Here is a 25331-nt window from a genome sequence, read left to right on the forward strand (position 1 = left end):
ACATGGACGACATGCTGCCGCGGGCGGTCCAGGACGCCTTCGTGAGGGCGGGCAGCAGCAACTTCGAGGGTGAGGTCGCGGCGCGGCGGCAGGCCTTGCGGGCGGCCCTGAGCCGGGGCCAGCCGCCGGGCGTCGCGATCCAGGACCTGCGCGACCGCAACACGCGGGAGGTCAACACCATCGCCGACCTCGCCGAGGCGGCGCTGAACGCGATGGTCGCCCGCGCGCAGGCACTCTTCGCTGAGGCGGGGGCGACGCTGCTGCACACCGGCCTGTTCCTGGCCGCATCGGTGCTGCTCGCCGGTGCCGGCGCCGTCGTCGTCGTCCGCCGCGTGCTCGGGCCGCTCCGGGCCATGATCCAGGCGATGCGGGCGCTCGCCTCCGGCGACGTCGCCGCGGAGATCCCGGCCCGCGGGCGGCGGGACGAGATCGGCGCGATGGCGGCGGCCGTGGAGGTCTTCCGGGACAACCTCGTCCGCACCCGCGCCCTGGAGGCAGAGGCGGACGAGGCGGCGCGCGCCGCGGAGGCGCAGCGCCGGACCATGACGCACACGATGGCGCAGACCTTCGAGGCGGCGGTGGCCGGCATCGTCGGGCAGGCATCCGCCGCCGCGGCCGAACTGCAGACCACGGCCTGGGAGATGACCACCACAGCCCAGGAGACGGCCAGCCAGTCCGATACCGTGGCCGCGGCCGCCGAGGAGGCGTCCGCCGGCGTCAGGACGGTGGCCGCCGCGGTGGAGGAACTCGGCACCTCCGTCCAGGAGATCGGGCGGCAGGTCCAGGGCTCGTCCGAGCTGGCCCGGAGCGCGGTCGGCGAGGCCGACCAGACGGCCGCCCTGGTGGCGGCGCTGAACGCGTCCGTCGCCCGGGTCGACGCCGTCGTCGAGCTGATCGCCCGCATCGCCGCGCAGACGAACCTGCTGGCGCTCAACGCCACGATCGAGGCGGCGCGGGCCGGCGAGGCCGGGCGCGGCTTCGCGGTCGTCGCAACCGAGGTCAAGGAACTGGCCGCCCAGACCGGTCGGGCCACCGACGAGGTCGGCCGGCAGATCGGCGAGATCCGGACCGTGACCGGTCAGGCGGTGCGGGCGATCGGGACGATCACCGGCCGGATCGGGGAGATCGACGCCGTGGCCGCCGCCATCGCGGCCGCGGTGGAGCAGCAGGGGGCGGCGACGCAGGAGATCGTCCGCAACGTCGCCCAGGCCAATGCCGGCACGCAGGAGGTCACCGGCAACATCGCCGGCGTGGCGCAGGCGGCCGACCGAACCGGCCACGCGGCCGACCACGTGCTGACGGCCGCCACCGCGCTCACGCGTCAGTCGGAGGAACTCGCCGCGGAGGTCGAGCGCTTCCTCACCGGCGTCCGGGCCGCGTGACCCGTCGCCCGGCTCAGTCGAAGCCGCGGGTGAAGCTGAGCCGGTGGTGGGGACTGCGCCCGAGCTGCGACAGGCCGGCGCGGTGGACGGCCGTCCCGTAGCCGACATTGCGCTCCCAGCCGTAGCCGGGATGGCGCCGGGCGAGCCGCCGCATCAGCTGGTCCCGGAGCACCTTGGCGACGATCGACGCGGCGGCGATCTGGGGCACCAAGTGGTCGCCGCCGACGACGGCGCGGCCGGGCAAGCCCGGCAGGGCGTCGCGCCCGTCGACCAGCACGGGCGCGGCGAGGCCGAGCCGCGCCACCGCCCGCGCCATGGCGTCGAGGGTCGCGCCGCGGATGTTGATCCGGTCGATCAGGGCGCGCGACCCCGCCGCCACCGCGACCCGCGCGTGGGCGCGGATCAGGGGGGCCAGCCGGTCGCGCACGGGCTCGGGGACGCGCTTGCTGTCGTCGAGGGCCGCGAGCAGGTCGGCCGGGATCGCCGCCGGATCGAACCAGACCGCGGCCACCACCACGGGTCCGCAGAGCGCGCCGCGCCCGACCTCGTCGCAGCCGATCGCCGCCGGATAGGCGGCGGCCCGGGCGGGATCGAACGGCCCGGCTATCGGGGACCGGGCTCTAGCGGACCCGGCCGGTCCGGCGGGCGATCTGACTGGCGATCTGACTGGCGGCTTGGCGGGCGGCATCGCGCCCTCCTGCCATTCCGCGCGGACGCCGTCACGCGTCAGGCGGCGTCGCGGGTGCTCCGGGCGCCGCCATGCGCCTCGACGATGTTGCCGAAGAACTGCCGGGCGCTCACGTCCCAGCCGCGGCGCAGGGCCTCGGCCCGGCACTCGGCGCGCGACAGGCGCAGCGCCGCCAGCGCGGCGACCCGCAGATCCGGGTCGAGCACGCCGACCCGCGTGCCGCCGACGACGTCGTTCGGACCCGGCACCGGGAAGGCCGCCACCGGGAGCCCGCTGGCCAGGGCCTCCAGGAGCACGATGCCGAACGTGTCGGTGAGGCTCGGGAAGACGAAGACGTCGCAGGCCGCGTAGACCGCCGAGAGCGCCGCGCCGGTGCGGGTGCCGAGGAAGCGCGCCTCCGGCGCGAGCGCCTGCAGCCGCGCGCGGTCCGGACCGTCGCCGACCACCACCTTGGTGCCGGGCAGGTCGAGGGCGAGGAAGGCCGCGACGTTCTTCTCCACCGCCAGCCGCCCGACGTAGAGGAACAGCGGCCCCGGCAGGCCGGCGAGTTCCGCCGGCACGGGCGTCCCGGGCTCGGCCGGCCGGAACCGCTCCGTGTCCACGCCCCGGGTCCAGCGCATCAGCCGGCCGAAGCCCCGCGCCGCGAGCTCGCCCTGGAGCGAGGCGGTGCTGACCATCGTCCCGCGGGCGGCGCCGTGGAACCGGCGCAGGTACGCGTAGGACCACGCCTCCGGCACCGGGGCGCGGGCGGCGAGGTATTCCGGGAAGCGCGTGTGGTAGCTCGTCGTGAAGGGCAAATCGTGCGCGAGGCAGTGCCGGCGCGCCGCGAGGCCGACCGGCCCCTCCGTGGCGATGTGCACGTGGCTCGGCCGCTCGGCCCGCCAGCGCGCCGCCACCCGCTCGCGCCCGGCATAGGCGAGGCGGATCTCCGGGTAGCCCGGCAGCGGCAGCGAGCGGAAATCCGCGACGGACAGCAGCGTCGTGGCGAAGCCGTGCTCCGGCGCGCGCCGGACCATCTGCTCGAGGGAGCGCACGACGCCGTTCACCTGGGGGTGCCACGCGTCGCTGGCGATCAGGAGCTTCACGGCGCCGCCCTCACGCCACCGCGCGCCGGCCCGGCAGGGGCTGCGGTACGACCTCGGCCTCCCGCGCCCGCAGGAGGCTCGGGTAGTGCAGCACCTCGATGCGGCCGTCGTAGTGCTCCACGAGCCCGGTGCAGGATTCCACCCAGTCGCCGGTGTTGAGGTAGCGCAGGTCGCCGATCGGCCGGTCCGCGGCGTGGTGGATGTGGCCGCAGATCACCCCGTCGGCGCCCTGGCGGCGGGCCTCCTCGGCCAGGATCGTCTCGAAGCGGCCGATGAAGCTCACCGCGTTCTTCACGCGCAGCTTCGCCCAGGCCGACAGCGACCAGTAGGACAGGCCGAGCCGCCGGCGCACCTTGTTGATCAGCGTGTTGAGGGAGAGCGCCAGCGTGTAGGCGCCGTCGCCCAGATGGGCGAGCCACGGCGAGTGGCGCACGACCATGTCGAACTGGTCGCCGTGGATGACGAGGTAGCGCTTGCCGTCGGCCGCCTCGTGGATCGCGGTCTCGGCGAGCTCGATGCCGCCGAAGCTCGTGCCCACGTAGTCGCGCAGGAACTCGTCGTGGTTGCCGGGCAGGTAGACGATCCGCGCGCCCTTGCGGACCTTGCGCAGGAGCTTCTGCACGACGTCGTTGTGCTCCTGCGGCCAGTACCAGCCCGAGCGGAGCTGCCAGCCGTCCACGATGTCGCCGACGAGGTAGATCGTGTCGGCGTCGTAGTCCTTCAGGAACGACAGCAGCAGGCCGGCCTGGCAGCCGCGCGTGCCGAGATGCAGGTCGGACAGGAACAGCGTCCGCACGCGGACCGGCATCTCCTCAACCTCGGCCACGGCATCCTCTCCCGGCGGCTGTACGGTGTCGGGATCCAGAGCGCGATCGCATCTCAGTTTGATGACGCGAGGTCCGGACCGCGCGGCAAGACTTCGGTGTGCGGTGCCGCGAAGGCTCTCAACCAGCGCTCGACTTCGTTGCGCCGCACAAAAAATTTTTTTGCCAAGTTCCGGAAGTTTTTCCGGTTTTCCTTTCAAGCCTCACCGCCTCATAATACCAAGAACCGGCCGCTCGGCACGAGCACGGCCGGACCTTGACAGGAAGGCGGCGAGGACGGCCCTGGAGCCGTTGGACGGGACGGCAATTCGGAGGCGACCGGCGCGCGGGGGCGCGCCGCGACGCGAGCGGCGTGAGGCCGCCTGCCGCTCCGCGGAGACCCCCCGATCACGGCAGAGGATGGCGTTCGAGGGGGTGCGGCGCGAGCCGCTCTCGACGGCGCCGGACCGACTCCCTGAGGACGCTTGGACAACCCGGCGCGGGTTCACGCCCGCGCGCAATGGACTTTTCGGAGGAAACATCATGGCCGCAACCCGGCGCCCCGGTCGCAACCACCTCTTCATCCCGGGCCCCACCAACATCCCGGAGCGCGTCCTGCGCGCCATGCACGTGCCGTCGGAGGATCACCGCTCGCCGAGCTTCCCCGAGCTGGTGAAGCCGCTCCTGCACGACTCCAAGATGGTGTTCGGCTCGACCAACGGGACGGTCATCCTGTTCCCGTCCTCGGGCACCGGCATCTGGGAATCGGCCCTGTCCAACACCCTCTGCCGCGGCGACAAGGTGCTCACCGCCCGCTACGGCCAGTTCAGCCACCTCTGGGTCGACATGGCCCAGCGCCTCGGCCTCGACGTGATCGTCCAGGACGAGGAGTGGGGCGCCGGCGCCGATCCGCAGAAGATCGAGGAGGCGCTGCGCGCCGACAAGGATCACGCCATCAAGGCCGTGATGGTCGTCCACAACGAGACCGCCACGGGCGTCACCAGCGACATCGGCGCGGTGCGCAAGGCGATCGACGCCGCCGGCCACCCGGCCCTGCTGTTCGTGGACGGCATCTCGTCGATCGGCTCGCTGCCGTTCTACATGGACGACTGGAAGGTCGACTGCGCCATCGCGGGCTCCCAGAAGGGCTTCATGCTGCCGGCCGGCCTCGGCCTGATCTGCATCAGCCCGAAGGCGCTCAAGATCGCCGAGGGCGGCACCGGCCGCAACGACCGGCTCGGCCACGCCTACTTCGCCTGGAAGGACCAGCTGGCCGCCAACGCCACCGGCTACTTCCCCTACACCCCCGTCCTGCCGCTGCTCTACGGCCTCCGCGAGGCCCTGGAGATCGTGAAGGAGGAGGGGCTGGAGAACGTCTACCACCGCCATCACGTGCTCGGTGAGGCGACCCGCCAGGCGGTCGCGGCCTGGGGCCTCAAGCCCTGCGCCAAGGAGCCGAAGTGGAACTCCGACACGGTCACGGCGATCGTGGTGCCGGAGGGCGCCGACGCCGCCAAGGTGATCACCCACGCCTACGAGCGCTACAACCTCTCGCTCGGCGCCGGCCTGTCGAAAGTCGCCGGCAAGGTGTTCCGCATCGGCCACCTGGGCGACCTGAACGAGCTGTCGCTGCTGGGTGCCATCGCGGGCGCCGAGATGGCCATGCTCGATTGCGGCATCAAGGTCACGCCGGGCTCGGGCGTCGCCGCCGCCTCCAGCTACCTGCGCGAGAATCCGCTGCATAAGGCGTGATCTGCGCCCGCGATCGGGGCGGGACCGGGTTGCCGGGCCCGCCCCGACGCGCAAGTAAGAACAAGACTATCGAGGAAACCGCCCGTCGTACGAGAGGGGTCCTATGACCAAGAAGATCGTGTTCCTGGATCGTGAATCCCTCGATGCCAGGGTCCGACCGTTCAATTTCCCCCACGAATACGTCGAGCACGAGTCGACCTGGACGCCGGAGGAGATCGTCTCCCGCCTCAAGGGCGCGGAGATCGCGCTGATCAACAAGGTCCCGATGCGGGCCGAGACGCTGAAGCAGCTCCCCGACCTGAAGCTGATCGCGGTCGCCGCCACTGGCACCGACGTGGTCGACAAGGCCCAGGCCAAGGCCCAGGGGGTCACGGTCGTCAACATCCGCAACTACGCGTTCAACACCGTGCCGGAGCACGTGGTCGGGCTGATGTTCGCCCTGCGCCGGGCGATCGTGCCCTACGCCAACTCGGTGCGGCGCGGCGACTGGGCGAAGTCCAAGCAGTTCTGCTACTTCGACTATCCGATCTACGACATCGCCGGCTCGACGCTCGGCATCGTCGGCTACGGGGCGCTGGGCAAGTCGATCGCCAAGCGCGCCGAGGCGCTGGGCATGAAGGTCATCGCCTACGACGTGTTCCCGCAGGACGGGCTGGTCGATTTCGAGACGATCCTGACGCAGTCCGACGTGATCACGCTGCACGTGCCGCTGACCCCCGACACCAAGGGGATGATCGGCGCCGCCGAGCTCAAGAAGATGAAGAAGAGCGCGATCCTCATCAACACGGCCCGCGGCGGGCTCGTGGACGAGGCGGCGCTGCTCGAGGCGCTCAAGGACGGCACCATCGCGGGCGCCGGGTTCGACGTGGTGGCGCAGGAGCCGCCCAAGGACGGCAACATCCTGTGCGACGCCGACCTGCCGAACCTGATCGTCACGCCGCACGTCGCCTGGGCGAGCAAGGAGGCGATGCAGATCCTGGCCGATCAGCTCGTCGACAACGTCGAGGCCTTCGTGGCGGGCAAGCCGCAGAACGTGGTGGAAGCCTAAGCTCAAGATCTGCGACGGGCGTTCCCCTCCCCCTGCGGGGAGGGGCCAGGGGTGGGGGTGGTGCAGGAGGCACCGCTCCGCGCGATTCAGCACCACCCCCACCTCCGGCTCCTCCCGCAAGGGGCGGAGAGGGGCTGCGTCCACGCACCGACCCAACCAACATCAGCGCCGGCGCCTCACGGGCGCGACGGAAAGGTCCCAGGAAAATGACGAAGAAGCTGCTGTTCCTGTTCGACACCGATGCCGTGCCGAACGTGTTCGACACGGTCGTCGGCTACGACGGCGGCGCCGACCACATCACCGGCTACGGCGGCGTGAATCCCGACAATGTCGGCGCCCTGGTCGACGGCACGATCTACACCCGCGGCGGCTCCGAGAAGAAGTCGACGGCGATCTTCGTCGGCGGCGGCAGCATGGCGGCGGGCGAGGCGCTGTTCACCGCCGTCAAGAAGCGGTTCTTCGGCCCGTTCCGGGTCTCGGTGATGCTCGATTCCAACGGCTCCAACACCACGGCCGCCGCGGGCGTCGCGCTGGTGGCCAAGGCCGCCGGCTCGCTCCAGGGCAAGAAGGCCGTCGTGCTGGCGGGCACCGGTCCGGTCGGCATGCGCTCGGCCGCTCTGCTCGCCGGCGAGGGCGCCGAGGTGACGATCGCGGGCCGCGCCCTCGACAAGACCCAGGCCGCCGCGGACCAGATCAACACGCGCTTCAAGGTCAACGTGAAGGCCGCCGCGACCCCCGACGAGGCCTCCCGCGTCGCTCTGGTGAAGGGCACGAACCTCGTGTTCACGGCCGGCGCCATCGGCGTCGAGCTGCTGCCGGAAGCCGCCTGGGCGCAGGAATCGTCGATCGAGTTCGTCGCCGACTACAACGCCCAGCCCCCGACGGGCATCGGCGGCATCGACGTGATGGACAAGGGCAAGGAGCGCAACGGCAAGCAGGCCTTCGGGGCGCTGGGCATCGGCGGCCTGAAGCTCAAGCTGCACCGGGCCTGCGTCGGCCAGCTCTTCGAGAGCACCGACAAGGTGCTCGACGCCGAGGAGATCTACGCCCTCGCCAAGACGATGGCCTGAGGAGGCGCCGGTGACCGAGACGCATCGCCCCGAGACCGACAGCATCGAGAAATTCCTGACGGAGCTGGCGAGCGCTGCCCCCACCCCCGGGGGCGGCGGCGCGGCGGCGATCTCCGGCGCCATGGGCGCGGCCCTGGTGTCGATGGTCTGCAACCTCACCATCGGCAAGAAGAAGTACGTCGAGGTCGAGGCCGAGCTGAAGGAGGTCCTGGCCAAGTCCGAGGGCCTGCGGGTCGTGCTCACCGGCATGATCGGCGAGGACGTCCAGGCCTTCGACGCCGTCATGGGCGCCTACGGCCTGCCCAAGAACACCGACGACGAGAAGGCGGCCCGCGCCGAGAAGATCCAGGCGGCGCTCAAGACCGCCTGCGACGTGCCGCTCGCCTGCTGCCGGGCCTGCCGCGCGGTGATCGACCTCGCGGCCATCACCGCCGACAAGGGCAACCTCAACGTCGTGTCGGATGCGGGCGTGGCGGTGCTCTCCGCCTATGCCGGCCTGCGCAGCGCGGCGCTGAACGTCTACGTGAACGCCAAGGGTCTCGAGGACCGCGCGTTCGCCGAGGAGCGTCTGAAGGAGCTGGAGGATCTGCTCGGCGATGCCGGCGCACTCACCGAGAAGGTCTACGCGGTCGTCAAGGACAAGGTGAACTGAACCGGCGACTTGGGTCACCACCACGCGTCACAGCGTGTCCGGTCGGCGCCGTCGACGCCGCCGTCTCTGCGAGCGAGTGAAGCAATCCAGTCGGCGCCAACCTCGCAGGCGTCGCGCTGCCCTGGGTCGCTTCGCTGCGCTCGCGATGACGGACAGAGCGTCCTGAGCGAAGCGCTCCGGCGTACTTTGTATCGATTCAACAGTCGAGGCCGGGTGCATCGTGCTCCCGGCCTCGCTGTTTTCCTGTATGCTGCGTTGCAATATGAAATACGATCTGTGTTGCGACCGCGAAAAAGTCGCGGTCAATCAGGAGCTTAAAAAATTTGACGGGCGTAATCTTTCGACTCAACTAAAGTAGAGGGCGTCAACGGCGGCAACGAACCGCGGAGGAGGCGCCGAATGGACGTCCACGAGTATCAGGCCAAGGAGCTGCTCGCGAGCTTCGGCGTGGCCGTCCCGAAAGGCGCGATCGCCTTCAGCCCGGACCAGGCGGTCTACGCGGCCACCGAGCTCGGCGGCTCGTTCTGGGCCGTGAAGGCGCAGATCCACGCCGGCGCCCGCGGCAAGGCCGGCGGCATCAAGCTGTGCCGGACCTACAACGAGGTCCGCGACGCCGCGAAGGACCTCCTCGGCAAGCGCCTCGTCACCCACCAGACCGGCCCCGAGGGCAAGCCGGTCCAGCGGGTCTACGTCGAGACCGCCGACCCGTTCGAGCGCGAGCTCTACCTCGGCTACGTGCTGGACCGGAAGGCCGAGCGCGTGCGGGTCATCGCCAGCCAGCGCGGCGGCATGGACATCGAGGAGATCGCCGCCAAGGAGCCCGACTCGCTCATCCAGGTGGTGGTCGAGCCGGCGGTCGGCCTGCAGCAGTTCCAGGCGCGGGAGATCGCCTTCCAGCTCGGGCTCAACATCAAGCAGGTCTCGGCCGCGGTGAAGACGATCATGAACGCCTACCGGGCGTTCCGCGACTGCGACGGCACCATGCTGGAGATCAACCCGCTCGTCGTCACCAAGGACGACCGGGTGCTGGCGCTCGACGCCAAGATGAGCTTCGACGACAACGCGATGTTCCGCCGGCCGGGCATCGCCGACATGCACGACCCGTCCCAGGGCGATCCCCGCGAGGCGCAGGCCGCCGAGCACAACCTCAGCTATATCGGCCTCGAGGGCGAGATCGGCTGCATCGTCAACGGCGCGGGCCTCGCCATGGCCACCATGGACATGATCAAGCACGCGGGCGGCGAGCCGGCGAACTTTCTGGACGTCGGCGGCGGCGCGTCTCCGGAGCGGGTCGCCACGGCCTTCCGGCTCGTGCTCTCGGACCGCAACGTGAAGGCGATCTTGGTCAACATCTTCGCCGGCATCAACCGCTGCGACTGGGTCGCCGAGGGCGTGGTCCAGGCCGCCCGCGAGGTGAAGATCGACGTGCCGCTGGTGGTCCGGCTCGCCGGCACGAACGTCGAGGCCGGCAAGAAGATCCTGGCCGAGAGCGGCCTCGATCTCATCACCGCCGACACGCTGGCTGAGGCGGCCAAGAAGGCGGTCGACGCCTGCTCCGCCGCCAAGACGCAGCACTGAGAGGGGAGACCGCGCCATGAGCATCCTCATCGACGAGACCACCCCGATCATCGTCCAGGGCATCACGGGCGACAAGGGCACCTTCCACGCCAAGGAGATGCTGGATTACGGCACGAACGTCGTCGGCGGCGTCACCCCGGGCAAGGGCGGGCGCACCCATCTCGGCCTGCCGGTGTTCAACACCGTCAAGGAGGCGGTGGCGGCGACCGGCGCCACCACGTCGATCACCTTCGTGGCGCCCCCCTTCGCGGCGGACGCCATCATGGAGGCGGCCGATGCCGGCCTGCGGCTGGTCTGCTCGATCACCGACGGGATCCCGGCCCAGGACATGATGCGGGTGAAGCGCTACCTGTACCGCTACCCGAAAGAGAAGCGGACCATGGTGGTCGGCCCGAACTGCGCCGGCATCATCTCGCCCGGCAAGGCGATGCTCGGCATCATGCCCGGTCACATCTACCTTCCGGGCAATGTCGGGGTGATCTCCCGCTCCGGGACGCTGGGCTACGAGGCCGCCTCGCAACTCAAGGAACTCGGGCTCGGGATCTCGACCTCGGTGGGCATCGGCGGCGACCCGATCAACGGCTCGTCCTTCCTCGACCACCTCGCCCTGTTCGAGACCGACCCGGACACCGACGCGGTCCTGATGATCGGCGAGATCGGCGGCCCGCAGGAGGCCGAGGCCTCGGCCTGGATCCGCGAGAACATGTCGAAGCCGGTGATCGGCTTCGTGGCCGGGCTGACCGCCCCGAAGGGGCGCCGCATGGGCCATGCCGGCGCGATCATCTCGGCGGCCGGCGACAGCGCCGCCGAGAAGGCCGAGATCATGCGCTCGTATGGGCTCACGGTCGCGCCGGATCCGGGCAGCTTCGGGCAGACCGTGGCCGACGTGCTGGCCCGGGCCGCGTAGCGCGGCCGGCCCGCCTTACGTCCCGGAACGCGGCGCGGGTCCTCTCTCCCGAGCGGGAGAGGGCGCGCGTCGCACTGGGCACCGGCCGATGCGCGCCTCCCTCCCGGAGGTGACGGCGCATCGCGCCGAACATCCTCGAGAAAGACCGTGCGCCACGAGGTGGCTCCATGACCCGCACCCTTCACGCAACCCCCGGTCTCGTCGATGCCACGGCCTTCGCGCCGCCGGTGATCGTCGGCACGTCGTCGGAGCAGGCGCTGGACATCCTGTTCCAGGCGCTGCTCGACGTCGCCCGCCGGCACGACCCCGACCTCGAGGCGGTCCTGCACGGGACGGCCGACATCTCGCGCTTCTCGCCGCAGATGCTGGCGCGCGCGCTGCAGGTGCAGGGCATCTGGTTCCAGCTGATCTCCATCGCCGAGCAGAACGCCGCGATGCGCCGACGCCGGCACGTGGAGCGCACGGAGGGGCGGGCCGCGCTCGGCGGCTCCTTCGCCAAGGTTTTTTCCGACGCGCGCAAACAGGGGGTGCCCCCTGAAAAAATCCAGGCGCTGCTGAGCGACCTGCGCATCCGCCCGACGCTCACCGCCCACCCGACCGAGGGCAAGCGGGTGACGGTGCTGGAGAAGTTCCGCCGGATCTACCTCGTCCTGCGCGAGCTGGAGATGCCGCGCTGGACCGACCGTGAGCGCAACGGGCTCATGAACGAGCTGCGCGACCAGATCGAGCTGGTCTGGATGACGGGCGAGCTGCACCTGGAGAAGGCCACGGTCGAGCGGGAGGTGGCCTGGGGGCTGCACTTCTTCGACGAGACCCTGTTCGAGATGCTGCCCGAGACCCTGGAGACCCTCCACGAGGCGCTGGCCGAGACCTATCCGGGCACGGAGTTCAGGGTGCCGCCGTTCTTCCAGTTCGGCTCCTGGATCGGCGGCGACCGGGACGGCAATCCCTACGTCACGGCGGCCGTCACCCGGCAGACTCTGCACCGGAACGCGCTCGCCTCGCTCACGCGCTACCGCGACGGCGTCCGCGAGCTGGGGCGGACCCTCTCGCTCACCGAGCGCTCGCTGCCGCTGCCCGAGAGCTTCCGCGCGGAGCTCGACCGGAATCTCGCCGAGAGCGGCCAGGCCCGCGCCATCACCCGGCGCAATCCGGGCGAGCCCTATCGCCAGTACCTCTCCTGCGTCCTGCGCAAGATCGAGGCGACCATCGCCCGCAACGAGGGCGAGCACCCGTCCGGCCCCGACTATGCCAGCGCGGACGGGCTGATCGAGGACCTGCGCACCCTGGAGCGCGGCCTGACCGAGGCCAAGTGCGGGGCGCTGGCGCGCGATCTCGTCCGCCCGGTGCGGCGGATGGTCGAGATCTTCCGCTTCTCGACGGTCCGCCTCGACCTGCGCGAGAACACGACCCGGACTACCGACACGCTCCACGCCCTCTGGCGCCAGCGCAACGGCGACGGCGAGCCGCCGGCCCTCGGCTCGGCCGCGTGGCGCCAGTGGCTCGACACGGAGCTCGCCCGGCCGCGCGATCCCGAGCGGTCCTTCGAGGACCTGCCCGACGCGGCCCGCGAGACGCTCGCCACCTTCGCCCTCGTCGCCGAGATGCGCGAGGCCCTCGACCGCGAGGCGTTCGGCGCCTTCGTGCTGTCGATGACCCGCTCGGTGGAGGACGTGCTCGGCGCCTACCTGCTGGCCAAGGAAGCGGGGGTGTTCCTCGACGCCGCCGGGACGGAGATCTGCCCGCTGCCGATCGTGCCCCTGTTCGAGACCATCGACGACCTGCGCGCCGCCCCGGCGATCATGCGGGCGCTGCTCAACGTGCCGGTGGTCCGCCGCTCCACCCGCTGGCAGGGCGGCGTGCAGGAGGTGATGATCGGCTACTCCGACTCCAACAAGGACGGCGGCTTCGTCGCCGCCAACTGGGAACTCTACAAGGCGCAGAGCAAGCTGACCCGGCTCGGCGAGGAGCTCGGCGTCGGGATCGCCTTCTTCCACGGGCGCGGCGGCTCGGTGAGCCGCGGCGGCGTGCCGACCCAGAAGGGCATCATGGCCCAGCCGCCGGGCTCGATCCGCGGCCGGTTCCGGACCACCGAGCAGGGCGAGGTCGTCTCGTTCAAGTACGCCAACCGCGGCACGGCCGCCTACCAGATGGAGCTGCTGGCAGCCTCGGTGTTCGAGCACGCGCTCGCCGGCGACGGCGAGCGGGCGGGCCCCGGCCACGACGACGCCCTCGAGGCGCTCGCCGGGGCCTCGCGGGCGGCCTACGTCCAGCTGCTGCAGACCGACGGCCTGGTCGATTACTTCCAGGCGGCGAGCCCGCTGGACGAGATCTCCCTTCTCAACATCGGCTCGCGTCCGGCCCGCCGCTTCGGCGCGCGCTCGCTCTCGGACCTCCGCGCGATCCCCTGGGTGTTCGCGTGGTCGCAGAACCGGCACGTGATCACCGGCTGGTACGGCGTCGGCTCGGGGCTGGCGAGCTTCATCGACGTGCGCGGCCGCGACGGCGAGGCGACCCTCAAGCGGCTGTTCAACGAGTCCCGCATCCTCCGCCTCGTCCTCGACGAGGTCGAGAAGACGCTGATGATGGTCGATCTCGACATCGCCCGCGCCTACGCGGGCCTCGTCCAGGACGCGGGCGTGCGGGACCGGATCTTCTCGATGATCGAGGCCGAGTACGCGCTCACCCGCGAGATGGTGCTGCGGGTGAGCGGCGGCACGGAGCTGGCCGAGCGCTTCCCCCTGTTCCGGGACCGCCTGAAGGGCCGTCTCCCGACGATCAACCAGGTCAGCCGCGAGCAGGTCGAGCTGCTCGCTCGCTACCGCGCGGAGACCGACGAGGACCGGCGCGAGGCGGTGAAGTCGGCCCTGCTCCTGTCCATCAACTGCATCGCGGTCGGCTTCGGGGCGACCGGATAGGGGAGGGTTCAGCGGGCTCCCTCTCCCGCGCGGGAGACGGGACCCGTGCCTCGATCCCGTACCGGGAACCCGGTCCATTCGTGCAGCCGCGCCCTGTCAGCGACCCACGCGCGCGCCATTTGCCGCCGATGAACGGGACCGCATCCCGCAACGGCACCAGAACCGTCACCAGGAGAGAGAACCCAAGATGAGCTTCACCCTGATCCAGCAGGCCAAGCCGCGCCTGCACCGCTCCGAACTCGCCGTGCCCGGCTCCAACCCGACCTTCATGGAGAAGTCGGCCTCCTCGGCGGCGGACGTGATCTTCCTCGATCTCGAGGACGCGGTCGCCCCGGACGACAAGGAGAAGGCCCGCACCAACATCATCCAGGCGCTGAACGACCTGGATTGGGGCAACAAGACCATGATGATCCGCATCAACGGTCTCGACACCCACTACATGTACCGCGACGTGGTCGACATCGTCGAAGCCTGCCCGCGGCTCGACATGGTGCTGATCCCCAAGGTCGGCGTGCCGGCCGACGTCTACGCCATCGACGTGCTGGTCACCCAGATCGAGCAGGCCAAGAAGCGCGAGAAGCAGATCGGCTTCGAGGTGCTGATCGAGACGGCCCTCGGCATGGCCAACGTCGAGGCAATCGCCCAGTCGTCGAAGCGGCTGGAGGCGATGTCCTTCGGCGTCGCCGACTACGCCGCCTCGACCCGCGCCCGATCCACCGTCATCGGCGGCGTGAACCCCGACTTCTCGGTGCTGACCGACAAGGACGAGTCCGGCAGCCGCCAGACCCACTGGCAGGACCCGTGGCTGTTCGCCCAGAACCGCATGCTGGTCGCCTGCCGCGCCTACGGACTGCGCCCGATCGACGGACCGTTCGGCGACTTCTCGGATCCGGACGGCTACCGCTCGGCGGCCCGCCGCTGCGCGGCCCTCGGCTTCGAGGGCAAGTGGGCGATCCACCCGAGCCAGATCGAGCTCGCCAACGAGGTGTTCACGCCCTCCGAGGCCGAGGTCACCAAGGCCCGGCGCATCCTCGAGGCCATGGAAGAGGCCGCCAAGGCCGGCCGCGGCGCCGTGTCCCTGGACGGCCGCCTCATCGACATCGCCTCGATCCGCATGGCCGAGGCGCTGATCGAGAAGGCGAACGCCATGAAGGGCTGAAGACAGCTCCGACGCGGGCGGATCCCGGCCCCCTGACCGGGATCCGCCCTCCGCACGGCGAGGAACGTCTCGTCCTTGCGAGCGCAGCGAAGCAATCCAGGGTCGCAGCTACGGCGACATGCGTGTCGCTGCCGGGTTGCCTCGCTGCGCGCGCGAGGACGGCGGCGCCGCGCGGCCCGAGTCCCGTCAGAAAGGACGATCGTCCGGCAACCGCGCCGCTGCCATCTCGCCCGGCGTCGGGTCCCGGTGAACCACGATGCCGCTCGACCGATCCGCCGCGATGAGCCCGAGCCGCGCGAACCCGTCGAGCCAGCCGTCCATCGGCCAGATCCCGTGCCGGTCGTGAAAGCGGGCCGCGTTGGCGACGATGTCGCGGAAGTGCTGCAGCGGCGGGTCGTAGCCCGGATGATGCTGGTGGTAGGCGCGGGGGCCGCCGAGGAACAGGATCGGCGCGCCGGCCCGCTCGGCCCGGAAGGCGAGGTCGGTGTCCTCCGCGCCGTAGCCCGAGAAGGTCTCGTCGAAGCCGCCGAGGCGGTCGTAGGTCGCGGCCCGCACCGCGAAGGCGAGGGACCAGAACAGGCCGGGCTGCGGCGCCGGCGCCACCGTGCCGGCGGGCGGGAAGACCCGCACCGGGTGCGGCGCGCCGAGACGCGCCAGATCCGTCTCGCGCCACCCGTCCGCGACCGCGCCGGCCGGCAGGTAGCCGATCTCGCAGCAGATCAGGCCGTCCCGCTCGGCCACCGCCCGTGACAGGCCCGCGACGAGCCCCGCCGAGGGGATGCAGTCCACGTCGAGGAAGATCAGCGTGTCGGCACTGGCGGCCCGGCGCCCGGCATTGCGCGCCGCGGCGAGCGGCAGGCCAGCATGCGGGAACGGGACGCGCTCCACCGGGAAGGGCAGGGTCGGGTAGGGCGCCGCGTCGTCGCCGATCTCGACGACGACGCAGCGGTCGGGCGGGTCGCCGCGGCCGAGGCCTTCGAGCAGACGGGTCAGGTGCGCGCGCCGGCCCTTGTTGAGGGTGATGACCGCGACGCTCACGGGGCGGTTCCGGCGCGCAGGACGTCGATGCGGTACTTGTCCGTCCGCGCCTGGCTCAGGACCTGGGCGAAGGGCGCCGACAGCCGGATGAAGCCCTCGGCGGCGCCGTCACCCGAGAGCGGGTAGTCGGTCTCGCCCAGCCAATGCACCAGCACGATGTCGCCGCCGGGCGCGATCGTCGCGCCGGCCCGGCGCACGAGCGCGGCGAAATCCTCCGGGGCCAGGAAGTACAGGAACTCGGAGAGGACGATCAGGTCGAAGCGCTCCTCGGGCCAGTCCGCCGGCATCGTGCCCTGCCGGATCTCGACGTGGGGGCGATCCGCGCAGCGCGCCCGGGCGTCCTCCAGGGCGGCCGGGACCAGATCCGTGGCGAGCAGACGCTCGCAGCGCTCGGACAGGGCGTGGGTGAAGACGCCGATGGAGCAGGCCGGCTCGAACGCGGCCCGGTAGCGCGCCCGCGGCAGGGCCGCCAGCGTCGCCGCGTACTTGTCGCGCTCGTAGGACGACGAGGTGAAGCGCCAGGGATCCGGGTCGCTGGCGTACATGCCGAGGAAGTAGTCTTCCGGCAGCGTCTGCGTCCGGCGGCTCATGCGGGGACCGCGACGAAGCGCTCGTAGGGGCCGCAGAGCCGGTCGATCATGGCGGGCTCGAGCCGGAAGCCCTGGGGATCGTCCGCGATCAGGTCGGTGGTCTGCGATTCGTGGGCGGCGACGGCTCGCGCCTTGGTCTCGCGATAGGCGGAGACGTCGAGGCGCAGGCCGGCGGGGCTTGGCCCGACCTCGGTCTCGGGCGGCAGGGTCCAGCCCCAGACGGGGTACTCGTAGACGCGGACCCCCGGCATCTGCGGCCGCGCGAGGGCGACGATCGCCGCGGCCGCCTTGTGGTCGCAGTGGGGATCGTGGCGCCACGTGACGAAGACCGCGCCGGCCCCGATCGCCGCGGCCGCGCGGGCGACCGCGGACGCGGCGGCCTCGGCCTCGGGGCCGGCGCTCGGGACGTGCGCGTCCGGGAGGTGCAGGAAGGTGACGGCCTCGGGCCCGAGGCCGAGGACCGCCACGGCCCGCCGGGTCTCCGCCTCGCGCAGGGCGCGCAGTTTCTCGGGCGGGTAGAGACGGGAATGCGTGTGCGACCCGCAGCCGTCGCTGACCACGACGAGATGCACGGGCCGTCCAGACGCCCGGGCGGCGGCGATCAGCCCGCCGCATCCGAGGCTCTCGTCGTCGGGATGGGGCGCGACCACCACGAGCCCCCGGCTCCCCAGGAGGGCGTCGAGGCTCGCCACGGGCAGCGCGTCGGCGGCGGCGAGGAAGGCGTCGGCGCGCATCAGCGGCCTCCGATCCGGTCGGATGCCGACAAGACGAAGGCCAAGAGAAAGCGCCGGTCGCACCGCGACGGGCTGCTGACGGGATCGATCACGGGACGCTCCACGGACGGTGCGCGGGTTGTGGCGTCCCGGGTTGTCAGGCGCGGCGCATGAACGCGCCATGAGCGGCGCGTTCGGGTCGGCCGGCGGGTGTCAGCGATCGTTCTCGGTGGTGAGCGCGTCGGCGCGGGTGCCCTCGTCGACGCCCCGGCCCGCCGCGAGGTGGACGCCGGGCGTCGGCGCATCGCGGAAGACCGCACCGGCGGCGCTGAGGGCGCTGCGCAGGGCCTCGACCTGGCCACTGGGCGCGTCGCTGTAGCCGCCCTCGAAATCCCGCACGAATCGCTCGTCCAGGCCGACCTTGCCGGCGAGATCGGCCTCCGACCAGCCGAGCAGCCCGCGAGCCGCCCGCGACTGCGCCGGGGTCATGGCGAGCGCCCGGGTCCCGCTCTGCGCGCCCTCGTCCGATCCTGCCAAGGTGATCCTCCTGCTTCGCACTGATCAACAACGATCGCGGTCCCGGATCGTTTCCGGGCGGTCTTCGGCCGAGCGCGACCATAATTGTGCTGAAATCCTGTCGCATCCGGCAAGGCGCAAGGATTCGGAGCGGCCCACGCGAGGGGCCGGACCGCGCGGCCCGCGCGGCGTTTCCGGACCGGGATGACCTGCGCGCGGCGCGCGCGACATGGGGACTGGACGATGAGAGGGGTGCTGATCGCGAGCTTGGCCTGTGCCGTGCTGGCCATGGACCTGACCGCGGCGACGCAGGCGCAGGCGCAGATGGGCGGCTCGCCCACGGGCTTCGGCCGGGGCAACCGCCGGCCGGGCGGCGAGGAGGAGAAGAAGCCCCAGTACGTGCCGGGGACCAAGGCCAGCGAGAAGATGTTCCCGCTGGACTCGACCTGGACCGCCGTGAGCCTGAACGGCAAGCCGTTCACGGGCGGCGACCGGCCGAGCTTCATCATCGACAAGCAGTACCGCGCCCGCGGCTACGGCGGCTGCAACACCTTCGCGGCGACCGCCTTCCCGCTCAAGGAGCAGCACATCGCCGTCGGCCCGCTCGCGCTCACCAAGAAGAGCTGCGACAAGGGCCTCGCGGCCGCCGAGCAGGCGTTCTTCATCGCCCTGCGCACTTCGGCCGCGTGGGACATGGTCGGCTCGCAGCTCGTTCTGAAGAGCCCGAACGGCGAGCTGAAGTTCGACCGGGCCCTTTAAGGGCCGGTTCACCACGCCGAACGACGACGGCCGCCGATTCAGACGCTCTTGAGGGACGTCGGCGCTCACTCCTCCGGTATCGAGGAGTGCGCGGATGCCAGTCGGGATCGGGATCGGACGCGGGGATCCCCTGCGTCCCGCGGTGACGCGGACCGCGCGCTTCTCGGGACCCGAGGGCTTCCATCCGGGCGCCCTCTGGCTCGCCGCGGCGGCGCCGCTCCTGGCGACCCTCCTCCTCCTCGTCCGGCTCGCGGCCTGAGGGGAGCCTGCGCCGACCGGTCCTAGCCTAGCGGGTGCCGGTCGCGTCCGGCGCCCGCGAGGTCTCGGAGGCGCGGTGCGTCTCGGGCGAGGCCTCCGAGCGCAGCATCACGGGCGGGAACAGGGCCGCCAGACCCGCGGCCACGCCGTACAGGACGGGATCGGCGTTCGCTCCCGCTTCGGGCGGACGGAGATCGCTGGTCAGCTTCGTGCGCCGGCGGGCATCGCGCGCGTTCGCGAGCATCTGTCCGCGTCTCCGTTGTTAGCGTGTTCGAAACGGTCAATGCCGCGTTCCGCGTTTCGTTGCCGCGGACGTCCGATATTTCTCCCGGCCCTCGATCGCGGCCGATTCTCAGCCGCGGCGCCGGAGGATCGGCACGGACCGACCGTCCGGCAGCGGGCAGGCGACCGGGACGACCTCGACGATCGACGCGCTCGGACAGCGCGCCCGGCAGCCCTCGGCCGCCGCGATCTGATCGCCGCCGCAGGCGTCGGCGAAGCAGAAGGTCCCGAGATCCTCGCACGTCGCCCGGAACCGGCCCAGCGCCGCCGGCCCCCGCAGGTCCGCGGCCCCGGTCCCTTGCGTCAGCAGGAGAAGCGTCAGACCGATCAGGGCCGGGTGGCGTGCCATCTCTGTCTCCGATCCGGGTCGCGACCGCTTGCGGAGCCAGCCTAGCATTGGCAGCCTGGACGCGCCGTACCATTCCCGCGACACGTGCCGCGCGTCATCTGTCGCGATCCCGGCCGCGCCGCGCGGCCGATACCACCGCTCTTCCGTGAAAGGCCGCCATGCCGCTCTACGCCCTCGACGAGCACGTCCCCGACCTCGCCGACCCGGCCCGGGTCTGGATCGCGCCCGACGCGCAGGTGATCGGCCGGGTGCATCTCGGTCTCGATGTCGGCATCTGGTTCGGCGCGGCCCTGCGCGGCGACAACGAGCCGATCCGCATCGGCGACCGCACCAACGTCCAGGAAGGCGTGATCATGCACGTCGATCCCGGCTTCCCCCTCGTGATCGGGACCGACGTCACGATCGGGCACGGCGCGATCGTGCACGGCTGCACCATCGGTGACGGCAGCCTCGTCGGCATGGGTGCGACGGTTCTGAACGGGGCCCGGATCGGCCGCGGCTGCCTCGTCGGCGCCAACGCGCTGGTCACCGAGGGCAAGGAGTTCCCGGATCACAGCCTGATCGTCGGGGCGCCGGCCAAAGCCGTGCGCACCCTCGACGAGGCCGCGATCGAGGGTTTGCGGCAAGCCGCCCTGCGCTACGTGGAGAATGCCCGGCGCTACCGGGCCGGGCTGCGCCGCATCGACGGCTGACGGGTACGGGCCGCTCCCCGGAGGAGCGGCCGGAACACCCTTACTTCTTGGCCTTGCCGCGCTCGATCGCTTCCTCGATCAGCCGGTGGGCCTCCTCCTTGTCGCCCCAGCGGACGAACTTGACCCACTTGCCGGGCTCCAGATCCTTGTAGTGCTCGAAGAAGTGCTGGATCTGCTGGATCGTGATGTCGGGCAGGTCGGTGTAGTTCTCGACCCGGTCGTAGCGCTTGGTCAGGTGGCGCGAGGGCACCGCGATGATCTTCTCGTCCTCGCCGCCCTCGTCCTGCATCACCATGACGCCCACGGGACGCGCGCTGATGATCGCGCCCGGCAGCACGGCGCGGGTGTTGGCCACCAGCACGTCGCAGGGATCGCCGTCGCCCGACAGGGTGTGGGGGATGAAGCCGTAATTGCCCGGGTAGAACATCGGCGTGTACAGGAACCGGTCGACGACCAGCGCGCCGGATTCCTTGTCCATCTCGTACTTGATCGGCTCGCCGCCGAGCGGCACCTCGACGATCACGTTGACGTCGTGCGGCGGCTTCTTGCCGAGCGGGATGGCGTCGATCTTCATGGCCTGTCGCTTCCGGAATGCGGTCTCGTCCGCTTCCCGGATCTCTTAGAGGCGCCGCCTGGCAAAGCAAATCAGTCGATGGTACGGCCCGGCAACGAGCGCTGGAAAACGTTAGCCGAAGAGAAACCCGACCTTCGGGAGCGGGAGGCCCGCCACGCGGTCCAGCACCCGCGGGCCGGCGACGCCGCCGAGCCCTTCGTAGAAGGCGCTGGCGCGGGCGTTGTCCTCCAGGCTCCACACGCCGAGCCGCGCGAGGCCGTGATCCGCGAGGTCGTTGCGCACCGCCCGGAACAGGCGGCGGCCCAGGCCGACGCCCTGGTACTCCGGCAGCAGGTAGAGTTCGTCGATCTCCGCCTCGGTGCCGAGCGACCGGCTGCGCGTCCGACCGTAGGCCGCGTAGCCGACGACGAGTTCGCCTGTCTCGACCACCGCGATCGGCCGGCCGCGGCGCAGGGCGCCCCGCCACCAAGCCCGGTCCCGGGTCGAGATCAGCCGCTCCAGGGCGACGCCCGGGATGATGCCGCGATAGGCCTCGCGCCACGACGCGTCGAACACCTTGGACAAGCCGCCGAGGTCGGCCTCGCGGGCCCGGCGGATGCTCGTGGTGCGCGTGCTCATGGGCCTCGGGCCTCCCATCGTCCGACCGGCGGATAACTCGCGCGGTCCGCGCAGGTTCGATGCCGATCCGGGCGGAGTGAAGGCAAGAACGGCGCCGGATCGCGTCGGTGTGTGGTCGACCGCGTGCCGGTCGGGTGCCGGGCCCGCGAATTGCCGGGCCGCCGGGTGGCTGGTAGAGCCCGGGCTCGTTCCCTCGGCAAGCCCGGCCTTGTTCAACCGCTTCCTCAAGCCCGAGACGCGCTACGCGCGCCGCATGGCCCGGATCGCCCGCTTCGAGCGGCCGATCGCCGGCCCCGGCGACCGGCTGATGGCCTGGGCCAGCATGCTGCTGATGGACCACGGCGTGTTCCGCCTCGCCTACCTCAACCGGCACCGGGTCGGCACCGGCGCCGTCTGGCGCTCGGCCCAGCCCGGTCCCCACCAGCTCGCCCGCTTCCGGGCCGAGGGCGTGCGGACGATCATCTCCCTGCGCGGCGGGCGCGAGCACGGGTCCTGGCCGCTGCAGCGCGAGGCCTGCGAGCGCCACGGCCTCAAGCTCGTCGAGTTCGTTCTCCGCTCGCGGGAGGCGCCGGACCGCGCCACCATCCTCGGCGCCAAGGCGTTCTTCGCCGGCATCGAGTACCCGGCCGTGATGCACTGCAAGTCCGGCGCCGACCGGGCCGGCCTCGCCTCGGCCCTGTACCTGATCCTGCACGAGGGCCGCCCGGTGGCCGAGGCCGCCCGGCAGCTCTCCGCCCGCTACGGCCATCTCCGCTTCGCCAAGACCGGGATCCTCGACGCGTTCTTCGCCCGCTACCGCGTCGAGGGCGAGGCGCAGGGCCTCGACTTCCTGACCTGGGTCGAGACCGTCTACGATCCCGAGGCGCTCAAGCGGGATTTCCGGCCGGGCTTCTGGTCGGATCTGGCCGCCGACCGCATCCTGCGGCGGGAGTGAGGATCACTCCGCGGGCGGCCGCGCCGCCTCGCGGAACGGGTGGGCCGGGTAGGTCCCGATCACCCGCAGCTCGCGCGAGAAGAAGCCGAGCTCGTCCAGCGCGCGGCGGAGGCCCGGATCCTCCGGATGGCCGTCGACCTCGGCGTAGAACTGCGTGGCGGTGAACTCGCCGTCGACCATGTAGCTCTCGAGCTTCGACATGTTGACGCCGTTGGTCGCGAAGCCGCCGAGCGCCTTGTAGAGGGCGGCCGGGATGTTGCGGACGCGGAACACGAAGCTCGTCACGCAGGGCTCGGCGCCCTGGGCGACCGGCTCGGGCTCGGGGGAGAACACCACGAACCGGGTGGTGTTGTGCGCCTCGTCCTCGACGTCGCGCTCGAGGATGTCCAGGCCGTAGACCTCGGCGGCGAGAGCGGGCGCCAGGGCCGCCCGGCTCGGGTCGCCGATCTCGGCGATCTCGCGGGCCGCCCCGGCGGTGTCGCCGGCGACCACGGCCTTCAGGCCCAGCCGGCGGATGATGCGGCGGCACTGGCCCAGCGCGTGGACGTGGCTGTGGACGCTCCTCAGCGCCTCGAGCTTCGTGCCCGGCAGGACCATCAGCTGGAAATGGATCGGCAGGAAGTGCTCGGCCACGATGTGCAGCGGCGAGATCGGGATCAGGTGGTGGATGTCGGCGACGCGGCCCGCGATCGAGTTCTCGATCGGGATCATCGCCCGCTGCGCGCGCCCCTCCGTCACCGCCGCGAAGGCGTCCTCGAAGGTCGGGCAGGGCAGCGGCGTCCAGTCCGGATAGGCCTCCGCGCAGATGATGTGCGAGTTGGCCCCGGGCTCACCCTGGTAGGCGATGGTGCGGTCGGTCATGGCGGCGCGGATTCGTTCGTCGGTCAGTTCAGGCGCCGACCCTGCAGCAGGGCGCGGGCCCGTTCCAGGTCGGCGGGGGTGTCGACGCCGAGCGGCAGGTCGTCGACGATGGCGGCATCGATGCGCATGCCGGCCTCGAGGGCCCGCAGCTGCTCCAGCTTCTCCCGCACCTCCAGCTCGCCGGGCGGCAGGGCCACGAACCGGCTGAGCGCCGTGCGCCGGTAGGCGTACAGGCCGATATGGTGCCAGAGGGGCCCGTTGCCCCAGGGCGCGCGGGCGCGGGTGAAGTAGAGGGCGCGCAGGCGCCCGGGACCGACCGCGTGGCCGACGAGCTTGACCACGTTGGGGTTGTCGGCCTCGTGCGGATCGGTGATCGGCGCGCAGAGGGTGACGATGTCGACGGTGCGGTCGGCGAGCGGCGCGACGGAGGCGCCGATGATCGCCGGGTCGATGGTGGGCAGGTCACCCTGCACGTTGACGACCACGTCGTGGCGGCCCTCCGGATCGACGATCTCCAGGGCCTCGGCGAGGCGATCGGAGCCCGACGGGTGGTCGGCCCGGGTCATCACCGCGAGGCCGCCCGCGGCCTCGACCGTGCGGGCGATCTCCGCCGTGTCGGTGGCGACCACCACCGGGCCGATCCCGGCCTCGACGGCCCGGCGCCAGACATGGACGATCATGGCCTCGCCGGCGATGTCGGCCAGCGGCTTGTTCGGCAGGCGGGTCGCGGCGAGGCGCGCCGGGATCAGGACCAGGGGATCGGACATCGAGATTCGGATCCGGATGCGCGGATCGAGCGGCCGCGACGGGAGGCGGCCGGCTGCTTAACAGGCCGGCCCCCGGTTGTCGTCCCCCGGGAACGGGCCTGCGGAAACGGGCCGGGCCGCGGTGGAGAAAAGGTGCCACCCGGTGACAAGCTGGACAATTCGGTGGAACAATCCTGCGCCGGAGCGACGCGGAACGCCCCTGCGGCATTGTCAGGAGCGGCCCGGAACCGCTAAGGCAACCTCGAAATCTTCCAATGTCCGGTGTCCGAGCCCGCTCGCCCGTGTCAGGCGCGCGTTCGGCACGGCCGAGTTGCGAGAAGAGCATGAACTCGTTCGAGGTGAACAAGGTCCTGGGTGCGGTCCTCGGCGCCCTTCTGTTCGCGGCCGGATCGGGTTTCGTCGCCGAATTGATCTACCACCCGAAGCCGGCGGGCAATGCCGGCTACGACCTGCCCGAGCCGCAGCCCGAGACCGCCGCGGCGGCGCCCGAGGCCAAGGTCGAGCCGATCGCCGTCCGCCTCGCCAGCGCCAATGCCGAGAAGGGCGAGGCCGGCACCAAGGCCTGTCACGCCTGCCACAGCTTCGAGAAGGGCGGCCCGAACAAGGTCGGCCCCGACCTGTACGGCATCGTCGAGCGGCCGAAGGGCGCGCATGCGGGCTTCGACTACTCGGCGGCCATGAAGGAGAAGGGCGGCACCTGGACCTACGCCGACCTCGACGAGTTCCTGACGAACCCGAAGGCCTACGTGAAGGGCACCAAGATGGCCTACGCGGGCATCGCGGCGCCGCAGGAGCGGGCCAACGTCATCGCCTACCTGCGGACGCTCGCCGAATCGCCGAAGCCGCTGCCGGCCGTCGAGAAGACCGACGCCGCGCCGGCGGCCGCGCCCGCCGCGGCCAAGCCCGAGGACAAGCCTGCCGCCGACAAGCCCGCGGCCGACAAGCCGTCCGCCGACAAGCCCGCCGCCAACAAGGCGTCCGAGGGTAAGGACAGCCCGGCCAAGCCCGCCGATACCGGCACCGCCAAGCCGGTCGAGGCGAAGTCGCCCGGCAGCCCGCGCACGACCGGCGAGTCGAGCGACCGCAACGCGCCGGCTCCCCCGGCCAGCGCCCACGACAGCGACCAGCAGGGCCAGCCCTCGAGCCTGATCCCCGCCGAGCCGACCGCGCCGACGGCGCCGGCCGCCAAGGAGCCGGCCGCGAAGGCCAATCCCGAGGCCGTCGAGCGGGCGAAGGATCTGGAGGTCGGCGGCCCGACCAAGGATCTGAACGCTCCGCTGCCGACCCCGCAGCCGCTGCCGAAGGAGTAGACGGCACGGCCGGGTGCGGGGCCGGGCA

Annotated in this window: 27 protein-coding genes; 14 read left to right on the top strand and 13 right to left on the bottom strand. The window is 71.5% G+C overall.

The genetic code is table 11. From position 1 onward, the window contains the following. Nucleotides 1-2 precede the first annotated feature (2 nt). A complete protein-coding gene (locus ASG32_RS11605) occupies nt 3-1382 on the top strand; it encodes a HAMP domain-containing methyl-accepting chemotaxis protein (RefSeq protein ID WP_244491897.1) in 1380 nt (459 codons plus the stop codon). Nucleotides 1383-1395: 13 nt separating this feature from the next. Here the strand turns inward: ASG32_RS11605 and ASG32_RS11610 are convergent, their stop codons facing one another. The 3 genes from ASG32_RS11610 to ASG32_RS11620 are packed head-to-tail and all read right to left on the bottom strand — an operon-like array spanning nt 1396 to nt 3981. Next, nucleotides 1396-2070 (bottom strand): ribonuclease HII, encoded by a 675-nt coding sequence (locus tag ASG32_RS11610; RefSeq protein ID WP_056525878.1) that lies wholly within the window; start codon nt 2068-2070, stop codon nt 1396-1398. Between the two features lie 38 nt (nt 2071-2108). After that, the gene (locus tag ASG32_RS11615) at nt 2109-3155 is read right to left on the bottom strand and encodes a glycosyltransferase family 1 protein (protein WP_056525881.1); all 1047 of its coding nucleotides are present in this window, start codon (nt 3153-3155) and stop codon (nt 2109-2111) included. Between the two features lie 10 nt (nt 3156-3165). Then, a complete protein-coding gene (locus tag ASG32_RS11620) occupies nt 3166-3981 on the bottom strand; it encodes a UDP-2,3-diacylglucosamine diphosphatase (protein ID WP_020092658.1) in 816 nt (271 codons plus the stop codon). A 520-nt stretch (nt 3982-4501) separates the two neighbouring features. Here ASG32_RS11620 and ASG32_RS11625 point away from each other — a divergent pair. The 8 genes from ASG32_RS11625 (at nt 4502) to ASG32_RS11660 (ending at nt 15042) form a co-directional block, all read left to right on the top strand. Beyond that, entirely contained in the window at nt 4502-5710 is a 1209-nt protein-coding gene (locus tag ASG32_RS11625; RefSeq protein ID WP_056525884.1) for an aminotransferase class V-fold PLP-dependent enzyme, read from the top strand. A 103-nt stretch (nt 5711-5813) separates the two neighbouring features. Beyond that, nucleotides 5814-6758, top strand: coding sequence for a D-2-hydroxyacid dehydrogenase (locus ASG32_RS11630; protein ID WP_056525887.1), 945 nt, complete (start codon nt 5814-5816; stop codon nt 6756-6758). Nucleotides 6759-6964: 206 nt separating this feature from the next. Further along, nucleotides 6965-7828: an NADP-dependent methylenetetrahydromethanopterin/methylenetetrahydrofolate dehydrogenase gene (locus ASG32_RS11635; RefSeq protein WP_042673897.1), complete on the top strand. Its 864-nt coding sequence runs from the start codon at nt 6965-6967 to the stop codon at nt 7826-7828. Between the two features lie 10 nt (nt 7829-7838). Next, nucleotides 7839-8480: a methenyltetrahydrofolate cyclohydrolase gene (fchA, locus tag ASG32_RS11640; protein ID WP_056525891.1), complete on the top strand. Its 642-nt coding sequence runs from the start codon at nt 7839-7841 to the stop codon at nt 8478-8480. Between the two features lie 399 nt (nt 8481-8879). Next, on the top strand, nt 8880-10058 hold the full coding sequence (locus tag ASG32_RS11645) for a malate--CoA ligase subunit beta (RefSeq protein WP_020092653.1): 1179 nt from the start codon (nt 8880-8882) through the stop codon (nt 10056-10058). 16 nt (nt 10059-10074) lie between these two features. Further along, nucleotides 10075-10965 (top strand): succinate--CoA ligase subunit alpha, encoded by an 891-nt coding sequence (gene sucD / locus ASG32_RS11650; protein ID WP_010687110.1) that lies wholly within the window; start codon nt 10075-10077, stop codon nt 10963-10965. A 167-nt stretch (nt 10966-11132) separates the two neighbouring features. Beyond that, a complete protein-coding gene (locus tag ASG32_RS11655) occupies nt 11133-13883 on the top strand; it encodes a phosphoenolpyruvate carboxylase (protein ID WP_056525893.1) in 2751 nt (916 codons plus the stop codon). Between the two features lie 187 nt (nt 13884-14070). Then, the gene (locus ASG32_RS11660) at nt 14071-15042 is read left to right on the top strand and encodes a CoA ester lyase (protein ID WP_012320599.1); all 972 of its coding nucleotides are present in this window, start codon (nt 14071-14073) and stop codon (nt 15040-15042) included. Nucleotides 15043-15228: 186 nt separating this feature from the next. On the opposite strand, the gene ASG32_RS11665 is transcribed toward ASG32_RS11660, so the two are convergent. From ASG32_RS11665 to ASG32_RS11680, 4 genes are all read right to left on the bottom strand, one after another. Beyond that, nucleotides 15229-16080, bottom strand: a complete 852-nt coding sequence (locus ASG32_RS11665) for a galactosyltransferase-related protein (protein WP_056525895.1) — start codon at nt 16078-16080, stop codon at nt 15229-15231. Then, a complete protein-coding gene (locus ASG32_RS11670; protein WP_056525897.1) occupies nt 16077-16670 on the bottom strand; it encodes an SAM-dependent methyltransferase in 594 nt (197 codons plus the stop codon). Before ASG32_RS11670 ends, ASG32_RS11665 begins: the two co-directional genes overlap by 4 nt. Further along, nucleotides 16667-17404 (bottom strand): PIG-L family deacetylase, encoded by a 738-nt coding sequence (locus ASG32_RS11675; protein WP_056525900.1) that lies wholly within the window; start codon nt 17402-17404, stop codon nt 16667-16669. Before ASG32_RS11675 ends, ASG32_RS11670 begins: the two co-directional genes overlap by 4 nt. Before the next feature lie 192 nt (nt 17405-17596). Then, nucleotides 17597-17920, bottom strand: coding sequence for an XRE family transcriptional regulator (locus tag ASG32_RS11680; protein WP_020092648.1), 324 nt, complete (start codon nt 17918-17920; stop codon nt 17597-17599). A 222-nt stretch (nt 17921-18142) separates the two neighbouring features. Between ASG32_RS11680 and ASG32_RS11685 the strand changes: the two genes are divergently transcribed. Then, complete coding sequence (locus ASG32_RS11685; protein ID WP_056525903.1) at nt 18143-18658, top strand: META domain-containing protein; 516 nt, start codon at nt 18143-18145, stop codon at nt 18656-18658. A 94-nt stretch (nt 18659-18752) separates the two neighbouring features. After that, the gene (locus tag ASG32_RS34445; protein ID WP_170862923.1) at nt 18753-18917 is read left to right on the top strand and encodes a hypothetical protein; all 165 of its coding nucleotides are present in this window, start codon (nt 18753-18755) and stop codon (nt 18915-18917) included. 27 nt (nt 18918-18944) lie between these two features. Here ASG32_RS34445 and ASG32_RS11690 read toward each other — a convergent pair whose 3' ends face one another. Both ASG32_RS11690 and ASG32_RS11695 read right to left on the bottom strand, forming a co-directional pair. Then, nucleotides 18945-19160 carry a hypothetical protein gene (locus ASG32_RS11690; RefSeq protein WP_020092645.1) on the bottom strand — a complete coding sequence of 72 codons (216 nt, stop codon included), beginning with the start codon at nt 19158-19160 and terminating at the stop codon, nt 18945-18947. 108 nt (nt 19161-19268) lie between these two features. Further along, a complete protein-coding gene (locus ASG32_RS11695; protein ID WP_056525906.1) occupies nt 19269-19547 on the bottom strand; it encodes a hypothetical protein in 279 nt (92 codons plus the stop codon). Nucleotides 19548-19705: 158 nt separating this feature from the next. Between ASG32_RS11695 and ASG32_RS11700 the strand changes: the two genes are divergently transcribed. Continuing rightward, entirely contained in the window at nt 19706-20239 is a 534-nt protein-coding gene (locus tag ASG32_RS11700) for a gamma carbonic anhydrase family protein (RefSeq protein ID WP_020092643.1), read from the top strand. A gap of 40 nt (nt 20240-20279) precedes the next feature. Here ASG32_RS11700 and ppa read toward each other — a convergent pair whose 3' ends face one another. Both ppa and ASG32_RS11710 read right to left on the bottom strand, forming a co-directional pair. Further along, complete coding sequence (ppa, locus tag ASG32_RS11705; protein WP_020092642.1) at nt 20280-20813, bottom strand: inorganic diphosphatase; 534 nt, start codon at nt 20811-20813, stop codon at nt 20280-20282. 111 nt (nt 20814-20924) lie between these two features. Then, on the bottom strand, nt 20925-21431 hold the full coding sequence (locus ASG32_RS11710; RefSeq protein ID WP_056525909.1) for an N-acetyltransferase: 507 nt from the start codon (nt 21429-21431) through the stop codon (nt 20925-20927). 208 nt (nt 21432-21639) lie between these two features. On the opposite strand from ASG32_RS11710, the gene ASG32_RS11715 reads away from it, so the two are divergent. Continuing rightward, nucleotides 21640-22365, top strand: a complete 726-nt coding sequence (locus tag ASG32_RS11715) for a tyrosine-protein phosphatase (RefSeq protein WP_020092640.1) — start codon at nt 21640-21642, stop codon at nt 22363-22365. Between the two features lie 3 nt (nt 22366-22368). On the opposite strand, the gene ASG32_RS11720 is transcribed toward ASG32_RS11715, so the two are convergent. Both ASG32_RS11720 and ASG32_RS11725 read right to left on the bottom strand, forming a co-directional pair. Beyond that, on the bottom strand, nt 22369-23226 hold the full coding sequence (locus ASG32_RS11720; RefSeq protein WP_056525912.1) for a prephenate dehydratase: 858 nt from the start codon (nt 23224-23226) through the stop codon (nt 22369-22371). 23 nt (nt 23227-23249) lie between these two features. Then, nucleotides 23250-23993: a 3-deoxy-manno-octulosonate cytidylyltransferase gene (locus ASG32_RS11725; RefSeq protein WP_056525914.1), complete on the bottom strand. Its 744-nt coding sequence runs from the start codon at nt 23991-23993 to the stop codon at nt 23250-23252. Between the two features lie 323 nt (nt 23994-24316). On the opposite strand from ASG32_RS11725, the gene ASG32_RS32385 reads away from it, so the two are divergent. Beyond that, nucleotides 24317-25303, top strand: a complete 987-nt coding sequence (locus tag ASG32_RS32385) for a cytochrome c family protein (protein WP_082557831.1) — start codon at nt 24317-24319, stop codon at nt 25301-25303. The last annotated feature ends 28 nt before the right edge of the window (nt 25304-25331 follow it).

The organism is Methylobacterium sp. Leaf361 (assembly GCF_001424445.1).
In the GTDB taxonomy this organism is placed as follows: domain Bacteria; phylum Pseudomonadota; class Alphaproteobacteria; order Rhizobiales; family Beijerinckiaceae; genus Methylobacterium.

What these genes read in the sequence shown, in the direction of transcription:
- ASG32_RS34445 (WP_170862923.1), top strand. Translation starts at nt 18,753, where the DNA reads ATGCCAGTCGGGATCGGGATCGGACGCGGGGATCCCCTGCGTCCCGCG.
- ASG32_RS11675 (WP_056525900.1), bottom strand. Translation starts at nt 17,404, where the DNA reads ATGCGCGCCGACGCCTTCCTCGCCGCCGCCGACGCGCTGCCCGTGGCG.
- ppa (WP_020092642.1), bottom strand. Translation starts at nt 20,813, where the DNA reads ATGAAGATCGACGCCATCCCGCTCGGCAAGAAGCCGCCGCACGACGTC.
- ASG32_RS11605 (WP_244491897.1), top strand. Translation starts at nt 3, where the DNA reads ATGGACGACATGCTGCCGCGGGCGGTCCAGGACGCCTTCGTGAGGGCG.
- ASG32_RS11635 (WP_042673897.1), top strand. Translation starts at nt 6,965, where the DNA reads ATGACGAAGAAGCTGCTGTTCCTGTTCGACACCGATGCCGTGCCGAAC.
- ASG32_RS11700 (WP_020092643.1), top strand. Translation starts at nt 19,706, where the DNA reads ATGCCGCTCTACGCCCTCGACGAGCACGTCCCCGACCTCGCCGACCCG.
- ASG32_RS11660 (WP_012320599.1), top strand. Translation starts at nt 14,071, where the DNA reads ATGAGCTTCACCCTGATCCAGCAGGCCAAGCCGCGCCTGCACCGCTCC.
- ASG32_RS11655 (WP_056525893.1), top strand. Translation starts at nt 11,133, where the DNA reads ATGACCCGCACCCTTCACGCAACCCCCGGTCTCGTCGATGCCACGGCC.
- ASG32_RS11725 (WP_056525914.1), bottom strand. Translation starts at nt 23,993, where the DNA reads ATGTCCGATCCCCTGGTCCTGATCCCGGCGCGCCTCGCCGCGACCCGC.
- ASG32_RS11690 (WP_020092645.1), bottom strand. Translation starts at nt 19,160, where the DNA reads ATGCTCGCGAACGCGCGCGATGCCCGCCGGCGCACGAAGCTGACCAGC.
- ASG32_RS11645 (WP_020092653.1), top strand. Translation starts at nt 8,880, where the DNA reads ATGGACGTCCACGAGTATCAGGCCAAGGAGCTGCTCGCGAGCTTCGGC.
- ASG32_RS11695 (WP_056525906.1), bottom strand. Translation starts at nt 19,547, where the DNA reads ATGGCACGCCACCCGGCCCTGATCGGTCTGACGCTTCTCCTGCTGACG.
- ASG32_RS11625 (WP_056525884.1), top strand. Translation starts at nt 4,502, where the DNA reads ATGGCCGCAACCCGGCGCCCCGGTCGCAACCACCTCTTCATCCCGGGC.
- ASG32_RS11610 (WP_056525878.1), bottom strand. Translation starts at nt 2,070, where the DNA reads ATGCCGCCCGCCAAGCCGCCAGTCAGATCGCCAGTCAGATCGCCCGCC.
- ASG32_RS32385 (WP_082557831.1), top strand. Translation starts at nt 24,317, where the DNA reads ATGAACTCGTTCGAGGTGAACAAGGTCCTGGGTGCGGTCCTCGGCGCC.
- sucD (WP_010687110.1), top strand. Translation starts at nt 10,075, where the DNA reads ATGAGCATCCTCATCGACGAGACCACCCCGATCATCGTCCAGGGCATC.
- ASG32_RS11685 (WP_056525903.1), top strand. Translation starts at nt 18,143, where the DNA reads ATGAGAGGGGTGCTGATCGCGAGCTTGGCCTGTGCCGTGCTGGCCATG.
- ASG32_RS11670 (WP_056525897.1), bottom strand. Translation starts at nt 16,670, where the DNA reads ATGAGCCGCCGGACGCAGACGCTGCCGGAAGACTACTTCCTCGGCATG.
- ASG32_RS11710 (WP_056525909.1), bottom strand. Translation starts at nt 21,431, where the DNA reads ATGAGCACGCGCACCACGAGCATCCGCCGGGCCCGCGAGGCCGACCTC.
- ASG32_RS11720 (WP_056525912.1), bottom strand. Translation starts at nt 23,226, where the DNA reads ATGACCGACCGCACCATCGCCTACCAGGGTGAGCCCGGGGCCAACTCG.
- ASG32_RS11630 (WP_056525887.1), top strand. Translation starts at nt 5,814, where the DNA reads ATGACCAAGAAGATCGTGTTCCTGGATCGTGAATCCCTCGATGCCAGG.